The organism is Bartonella sp. OC68QHHN, from assembly GCF_042193875.1.
In the GTDB taxonomy this organism is placed as follows: Bacteria; Pseudomonadota; Alphaproteobacteria; order Rhizobiales; family Rhizobiaceae; genus Bartonella; species Bartonella grahamii_A.
This window is the reverse complement of record NZ_JBHIME010000037.1, coordinates 50,397-57,482: the sequence shown is the minus strand read 5'-3', so window position 1 is coordinate 57,482 and position 7,086 is coordinate 50,397. Positions and strand designations below refer to the sequence as shown.

Below are 7,086 nucleotides of genomic sequence, written 5' to 3'. Positions count from 1 at the left end.
AAAGGACGTAAAACAAAACAGTCCCTTCAGGCTATTTTAGGTGTACGCTATAGTTTTTAATTATATGGTTATTTTTTGATTGATCTCAATATGTGTAGAAGGATTTTTAAACCTAGATCGAAGTGTCTAGGTTCGTCCTCTTTAAAGAAGAAGGCTTTCAAAAAGGTATATATTTTGCATGTTAGGCTTTTCTTATGATTTTTTATTGCTTCAATGATAAATTTTATGAGAAGCATTTAAGATTATGCAAGAAGATTCAATATTTATTGAAAGTCGGTAGAGCATCTTTATGATGGGATGAGCAATTACAAGTATTTCTATTAAAGTTTTCTTTATAATTCATTCTATATTTTTAAGAATTTGTGTAGATTTTTGCAGAGTCATTTGGCAAAGTCGTTCTTGTTCGTTATAGAAATAGCGAGAGAATGTTATAAATAAAATAAAGGTGGTTAAATGGCTTTAGAGCGTACTTTTTCGATGATTAAACCAGATGCAACCCGTCGTAATTTGACTGGCGCAATTACTAAAATGCTTGAGGAAGCGGAGCTACGTGTTATTGCGTCTAAACGTGTCTGGATGAGCAAACGTGAGGCTGAAAATTTTTATGCTGTTCATAAAGAACGCCCCTTTTTTAGTGAATTGGTTGAATTCATGTCTTCTGGTCCAACCATTGTACAAGTTTTGGAAGGCGAAAATGCAATAGCTAAAAACCGTGAAGTAATGGGGGCTACGAATCCTAGTGATGCAGAAGAAGGGACAATTCGTAAGGTTCATGCGTTATCGATTGGCGAAAATTCTGTTCATGGATCTGATAGCGCTGAAACGGCAAAAACAGAAATCGCCTTTTGGTTTTCTGAGGTAGAAATTGTTGGTTAATAAAGCGTTTATAATAATAAAGCGTATATAAGAAGCAAAAATCCGAAACACTATATTTCGGTTTTTTGCTTATAAGATTATAGATTTTTTTGAAAGCATAGGGAGCATTCATCATTTTTTAGCTTTCAATATTACAATTGCTTTTGCGAGAATATAAAATCTATTTACTCTTTTTTGAAGGGATTTTATCTACATGCCACCCTTATTTGTAATGTACAAAAAAGTGTTTTATTGATTTGTCATTAATAGATTTAAAATAAATCAATCTTATGCTATTCTCATCTCTTATTTAAGTATAAAAGATAAATCTCCATACTCTTCATAGGATAACGTGTTTTAAACCTGCACGAAAATAATCCCATCCTGTCCACAATGTAAGGAGAGCAGCAATCCACAGCATAGTAATGCCAAACTCTACTGTGTAAGGGAAAATTTTATTACCGGCTGGTCCAGCTAAAAGAAATACAATAGCGATCATCTGTACAAAAGTTTTCCATTTTGCAAGACGAGAGACAGGAACACTAACTTTTAACTCAGCCAAATATTCACGTAATCCCGATACAAGAATTTCTCTGCAAAGAATGATAATAGCTGCCCATAGTGTCCACCCAGCGATAGTACTGTCTGCGGCAAGCAAGAGCAAACAAGCAGAGACAAGAAGTTTATCGGCAATTGGATCTAACATGCGACCAATATTGGATGTTTGTTCCCAAATACGAGCAAGGTAACCGTCAAGAAAGTCAGTAATGGATGCAACGATAAAAATGGACACAGCAATCCAGCGAGTGATATCACTTGATTGTAGTCGCCCTTCTAAAAAAAAGCATGCAACAACCATTGGGACTGCAACAATTCGTGCATAAGTTAAAATATTTGGAAAAGAAAAAGTATGATTTTTCATGGAGCCATTTTCAATTCTTGTGAAAGAGAATATATTTCCTAAACGTAACAAGGCGAAGGTTATGAAACAAGTCTATTTTTCATGAAAATGGTTATGAATTTTTTGTGCAATTGTCATGGAGATTCCTGTAACTTTTTTTAAATCTTCAAGTGAGGCACTAGCAACAGCCTTGGCACTTCCAAAATGATGAAGCAACGCACGCTTTCTTGTCGGACCAATATTTTCGATTTCATCAAGTGGGTTTTTGAATGTTGTTTTTTTTCGTTTTATCCTATGAGCTCCAATCGCAAAACGGTGTGCTTCATCACGCAGACGTTGCAAAAAATAGAGGATAGGATCACGTGGAGGAAGTGTAAAGGGGGGGATACCTTTTATAAAAAATCGTTCACGTCCCGCATGACGGTCAACACCTTTGGCGATTCCAACAACTGTAAAGAGGTCATTTAATTGTAATTCAGCAAGTATTGCATGTACGCTGTTGATTTGTCCTTCACCACCATCGATTAAGATAAGATCAGGCCAAATGGGAAAAAGATTATCATCTTTTATGTCATGACTTCTATTTGGCAGATCATGCTCTTCGATAAGGCGTGAAAATCTTCGTTTAATCACTTCTTTCATCATGCCAAAATCATCGCCAGGCGTGATATCTATTGAGCGAATGTTGAATTTTCTATATTGATTTTTAACAAATCCCATTTGACCAGCAACAATCATAGCCCCTACAGCATTTGTTCCCATGATATGAGAATTGTCATAAACTTCTATCCGGCGTGGAGGAAAAGGTAGTTGGAATGTTTTAGCAAGACCTTGAAGCAATTTTGTATGGGTGGCTGTTTCAGAAAGCTTATGTTCAAGTGCTTCATAAGCATTGAGATAGGCGTGTTTAACAAGAGTTTTCCGTTCACCTTGTTTGGGTAAAGAGAGAGACACTTTGTGATTTACTTTGAGATTCAATGCTTCTGTAAGAAGTGTCTTTTCTTCAATTTCTTCAGATAAAAGGATGCTTTTTGGAGGTGGTTTATCATCGTAAAATTGGGCAAGAAAACTCGCTAAAATTTCAGTACGGGAAAAAGAGAGGTCTGCTTTAGGAAAATAGGCACGGTTTCCCCAATTTTGTCCCATGCGAAAAAAGAACACTTGAATACAGGTCATTCCTTCTTTTTGTGCAATTGCAAATACATCCGCTTCTTTTATCGTTTGAGGATTAATACCTTGATGGCTTTGTATATGAGAAAGGGCTGATAAGCGGTCACGATAGGAAGCTGCTTGTTCAAAATCAAGATTTTCTGCAGCTTTATGCATAGCTTGAACCATATCGTTTTTAACAGATTGATTTTTTCCCGAAAGGAACGCTTTGGCTCCTCTCACCAGTTCTTTATAATCATTGTCACTAATTTCATGGGTACAAGGTGCAGAACATCGCTTAATTTGATAAAGCAAACAGGGGCGTGTACGGTTTTCAAAAACTGAATCAGTACAGGTTCGTAATAAAAAGGCGCGTTGTAAAACATGAACTGTTTGTGTCACTGCACCAGCAGAAGCAAAAGGACCAAAATAGTGAGCTTTTCGTGTTCGAGCACCACGATGTTTGTAAAGTGCAGGCACTCGATGATCATCTGTAATCATAATATAAGGAAAACTTTTATCATCACGTAGTAATACATTAAAATGTGGATGCAATCTTTTGATGAGATTTGCTTCTAAAAGGAGTGCTTCTGTTTCTGTATGGGTGACGATAAATTCCATATGATATGTTGCACGAATCATGCGGGTAATACGATTATTGTGTCCTTGTTCACGTGTATAGTTTGAAACACGTTTTTTGAGATTACGGGCTTTGCCAACATAGAGAATATCACCATTTTTACCAATCATCCGGTAAACCCCTGGCTTATGCGGAAGGTGTCTAACAAACTCTTGTATGAATTTGATACCTTGGAATTGATTTTTTTCATTGCTTTGATTGGCATTATTCCATGTAATGTTAGAGAGAAAAGAAAGCTTTTCTCGTTCGTTTTGCGGACAATTTGTATTATGTTTCAGGACCATTCCGTTTATTAAGAATATGTTTTTTGTTTAATATATGAAATATTCTTTTTTATTAAATAACGATTATTTATGTCTTTATTAATTTTTTTCTATAAATATATCTTATAGCATAAGAGTATGATTTTAGAGAGCTGATCTTTCATAAAAAAGATGAGAGTTGTTATTCTAAGACAGCTTTATGAATTTGCCCAATTTATCCATTAAAATGATTGGAATAGGAAATCCATGATGATGAAGAGGATAGACTTTCTAAAAGGAAAAAAATTAATTCACGCTGATCGTTATTAGCGTATCATTATAATAATGTTGATCTTATCCAAAGAATGAAAGAACTTTATCATTCAAAGCCTTTATATCTTACAACATGATATTCGATTTAGGAAAAATATAGAGAAAGATCTAACATAATAGAGGTTCTTTTTGAATCCACTTATGCGTTATTTGAGCATTTTCATCTTGTCCTAGACGGTTGATAAGAAAGGGGCTGAGTTTTTTCATTTCTTCTTCCAAAAGGTAGGGAGGGTTAATAATAATCATACCACTTCCATTCATTGTCGGTGGACTTGAACTTTTTCGGATACGCATTTCAAGCTGTAGAATCTTAGGAATTCCTGTTTGATAAAGTGCGTGAAGAAAACTTTCAATTTCTTTGTCATATTTAACAGGATACCATAAAGCGTAGACCCCTCCAGAAAAGCGACGATAGGCTGTCGTTAATCCCTCAATAAGGCGGGAAAATTCTCCAGTTTTTTCAAAGGGAGGGTCAACAAGGATAAACCCACGTTTTTCTTTTGGTGGTACATGAGCATTTAAGGAAAGCCAACCATCTAAATGCAGAACTTTTGTCTGATAATCTCCTGCAAAGTTTTTTGCTAAAATATGATAATCTTCATTGTGTAATTCTATTGCGGTAAGGCGATCTTGTTTCCGTAATAATTGACGAATAAGAACAGGAGATCCAGGATAAAATACAATTTCTTTTTCTCCTTTATTGAGGGTATCAATGATATCACTCCATGGACAAAGGAGTGCTCTTAAATCTTCTGGGATAGGAGTTGAAAAAAGTCGTTGGACACCTTCGCGCCACTCTCCTGTTTTATGTGCTTCTAAAGAAGAAAGGTCATAAATACCGATTCCAGCATGTGTATCTATAACGCGAAAAGCTTTTTCTTTGCGTTTGAGATATTCTACAATGCGAGTGACAATAATGTGTTTAAAAACATCAGCAAAATTGCCAGCATGGTAAATATGCCGATAATTCATGGAGTAAACTCTATCATGTGTATAACTGTACCGGATTATTAGCATAGAATAATAGAATTGATATCCATAAAAAAACTCTTGTATAAATCAAAAAATACCCTCACTCCTAAATTATACACTACAGAAAAAAATATTAATGTCATGGGAGCATTTATTCATTGGGCTATTTTTATATTATGAGATTAATCGTTAAGATTTTAAATTTTTTATATGAAAGATAGACAGGAAGAGGACAAACATTTCAATAGAGATATTTATATTGTAAGAGAAGTTTTTTATGATCGCGGACTCTCTCAGGAAAACTATAAAAGATAATCAATTAACGAGAATATTAGTGAAGTTTGTTGAAAAATTTAAGGTTATCTTTCAAATTCATTCATAGGTTTGCTTGTTTAAAGATTAAAGAATTTAAAATGCTTGATAAAAACATTGTTACATTTATCAGTTTTTTAGCGAGCATAAAATTATGGATAGAGCAATAAAGTGCTGGTATTATAGTGATAGATTTTTGTAAAAGTGTGAATGAATCTCATTGGTTCAAGCGGAGCCCAAGCTTTATATTATACACGCTAAATGGCTAGATTATTGTGCATGATGCTAAAATAAAACTTTTAAAATTGATATGTTCTCTGCAAGCTATCTCAGTAAAATGAGGGATTTTTAACTAAAGTAAATAGGTTTATCTATCTCTAATATTGTATTATCTAGCGGCTTTATGAGATAATCTTATAAAAAAACTAGGATAAGAAATTCTTTTTACATGGATTATGTTTTGATTCCATGCTTTTGATTGAATGTAATTTTCTATTAATGCCTATTCTGTTTTCAATACTGAGATAGGTTAAGCACATGATATTATGAGAACGCATGCCTAGAATCCGGAGTCTTGTAATAGTTAGGGCATGCAGCGGTTCCGAGAGCTGGTTATATGAAGGTATTTTACTGAATAAAGGCGCAAGCTGGTACCATTTTTATTTTTTAGCAGTATTGCCATACCTCTTGGCACTTGAGCTGGTTCATAAAGTGCATTTTTACTCTTTCCGCTAATATTTTTTATTTACACGCCAGATATTTAATTGAATGCGATGATGGCTCATATTTCGTATTGTATATGGAATAATAGACGATAAAACTCCTACCAATGCAAAGAATAAACGTTGTACGTAAGATGATAGTTTTGAAGAGACTGATGATGTGTCAAGAAAGTTTTTTAGAGATTTTTCTTTCTGAATTTTTTAATTGAATACGTAAAATTTTTTACAGTATGTTATGATCTTTATCAGTAACGGATAATTTGTAGGAAATGTTTGTAATGATATGTACAACATTGTTTAAAAGGAAAGACATAAGCTATACTATTTACAGGAAGATGAGTAACCTGAGAGATCAGATGAAGTTATTTTAGAAAAGTTTTTAAGCCTTTTGAATTTTGTATGAAGCGGTTTATCATTTTTGAATGGTTTGTGTTATAATACGCTAAAAAGGGATGAGAGGATAAAAAGTTCTCTTGCAATAAAAGCGTATGATTGCTTTTAAATTAAGAAGAAAATATACAAGTAAGATATTATATTTGATACCTCCTTCAGAGGAAGCATGAATAAATGAAATCAAATTTAAAAGCATAAAGTTAGAGAGAGTAATGGGTAATATTTTTTCACCAACGCATTTAATTATAATTTTATTAATTATCTTTGTGCTTTTCGGTCGCGGTAAAATTTCTGAATTAATGGGTGATGTTGCTAAGGGAATTAAAGCCTTCAAAAAAAATATGAAGGAAGAAGATGACGGGATTGAGGATAAAGCTGAAATGGCTACTACTTCTCAAATAATTGATGTAGAATCTCAACAATCTCAGCCGTTATCGGTAAAACATGTAACAGCACGCAGAAAGGCTTCGTCTGCTTCTAAAAAAAGCAAAACATCTGTTGCTAAAAAACAACGTGTCAAATAACAAAAACGCAATCATCATTGTGCATTATTTTTTGATGAGGAAG

At 33.9% G+C, this 7,086-nt stretch carries 5 protein-coding genes; 2 read left to right on the top strand and 3 right to left on the bottom strand.

The window, feature by feature from the left end; genetic code table 11:
* Positions 1-453 precede the first annotated feature (453 nt).
* Positions 454-876 (top strand): nucleoside-diphosphate kinase, encoded by a 423-nt coding sequence (gene ndk / locus ACFIJ0_RS06000; RefSeq protein ID WP_375623098.1) that lies wholly within the window; start codon positions 454-456, stop codon positions 874-876.
* A gap of 319 nt (positions 877-1,195) precedes the next feature.
* Here ndk and pgsA read toward each other — a convergent pair whose 3' ends face one another.
* The 3 genes from pgsA to ACFIJ0_RS05985 all read right to left on the bottom strand — a co-directional run bounded on the left by pgsA (position 1,196) and on the right by ACFIJ0_RS05985 (position 5,092).
* On the bottom strand, positions 1,196-1,777 hold the full coding sequence (gene pgsA / locus ACFIJ0_RS05995) for a CDP-diacylglycerol--glycerol-3-phosphate 3-phosphatidyltransferase (RefSeq protein ID WP_012754979.1): 582 nt from the start codon (positions 1,775-1,777) through the stop codon (positions 1,196-1,198).
* A 72-nt stretch (positions 1,778-1,849) separates the two neighbouring features.
* Entirely contained in the window at positions 1,850-3,829 is a 1,980-nt protein-coding gene (gene uvrC, locus ACFIJ0_RS05990) for an excinuclease ABC subunit UvrC (RefSeq protein WP_375623100.1), read from the bottom strand.
* A 399-nt stretch (positions 3,830-4,228) separates the two neighbouring features.
* Entirely contained in the window at positions 4,229-5,092 is an 864-nt protein-coding gene (locus tag ACFIJ0_RS05985) for a 23S rRNA (adenine(2030)-N(6))-methyltransferase RlmJ (RefSeq protein WP_375623102.1), read from the bottom strand.
* 1,639 nt (positions 5,093-6,731) lie between these two features.
* Here ACFIJ0_RS05985 and tatA point away from each other — a divergent pair.
* Entirely contained in the window at positions 6,732-7,043 is a 312-nt protein-coding gene (gene tatA / locus ACFIJ0_RS05980) for a twin-arginine translocase TatA/TatE family subunit (RefSeq protein WP_375623104.1), read from the top strand.
* Positions 7,044-7,086: the final 43 nt, after the last annotated feature.

Coding starts and splice junctions, on each gene's coding strand:
- ndk (WP_375623098.1), top strand. CDS start 454: ATGGCTTTAGAGCGTACTTTTTCGATGATTAAACCAGATGCAACCCGT.
- pgsA (WP_012754979.1), bottom strand. CDS start 1,777: ATGAAAAATCATACTTTTTCTTTTCCAAATATTTTAACTTATGCACGA.
- uvrC (WP_375623100.1), bottom strand. CDS start 3,829: ATGGTCCTGAAACATAATACAAATTGTCCGCAAAACGAACGAGAAAAG.
- ACFIJ0_RS05985 (WP_375623102.1), bottom strand. CDS start 5,092: ATGAATTATCGGCATATTTACCATGCTGGCAATTTTGCTGATGTTTTT.
- tatA (WP_375623104.1), top strand. CDS start 6,732: ATGGGTAATATTTTTTCACCAACGCATTTAATTATAATTTTATTAATT.